Source organism: Pseudoalteromonas sp. SG41-5 (assembly GCF_014164495.1).
Classification (GTDB): domain Bacteria; phylum Pseudomonadota; class Gammaproteobacteria; order Enterobacterales; family Alteromonadaceae; genus Pseudoalteromonas; species Pseudoalteromonas rhizosphaerae.
Window position 1 is genome coordinate 1 of record NZ_JACJFH010000299.1, and the last position, 395, is coordinate 395.

The 395-nt window shown below is 43.8% G+C and carries 2 protein-coding genes; both read left to right on the top strand.

Annotation, left to right across the window (positions count from 1 at the left end; all coding sequences use genetic code 11):
- Window positions 1–198, top strand: a 198-nt coding sequence (locus tag H5232_RS24815) for a polymorphic toxin type 15 domain-containing protein (protein ID WP_259400203.1), incomplete at its 5' end; no start/stop codon positions are given.
- A 7-nt stretch (window positions 199–205) separates the two neighbouring features.
- A partial coding sequence (locus H5232_RS24820; RefSeq protein ID WP_310736907.1) for a GAD-like domain-containing protein occupies window positions 206–395 on the top strand: 190 nt, incomplete at its 3' end.

The window sequence follows — 395 nt, forward strand, 5'->3', positions numbered from 1 at the left end:
AGCGTATCGCGTATGGGCGATAAACGAGTTAATGGCTCTGTAGGTCCGCAGTGGGCTAAAGCACCCATAGGGAGTAAAAAAGGGGATAAAACACGCGTGCAATTAATGGATGAGCAAGTTGAAAAAGCATTTAAAAAACATGGCCCAGATGCTAAGTTGAACATTCAACTTGAGCGCTGCCCGTTAAATAAAAAGTAGAGAACCCATGATAGAAACGAATGATGACGATTTAGCCTTTTTTTTAAGCGAGTTTGGCCAACCAACAACAATTGTACCCGCGACTACCGCTGATATAGAAGCGTATCGAGGGAAACTGCCTGACCAGCTACTTGAATACTGGCAAATACTCGGTTTTAGCGGCTTTGCCGATGGTTTATTTTGGCTGACAAATCCAG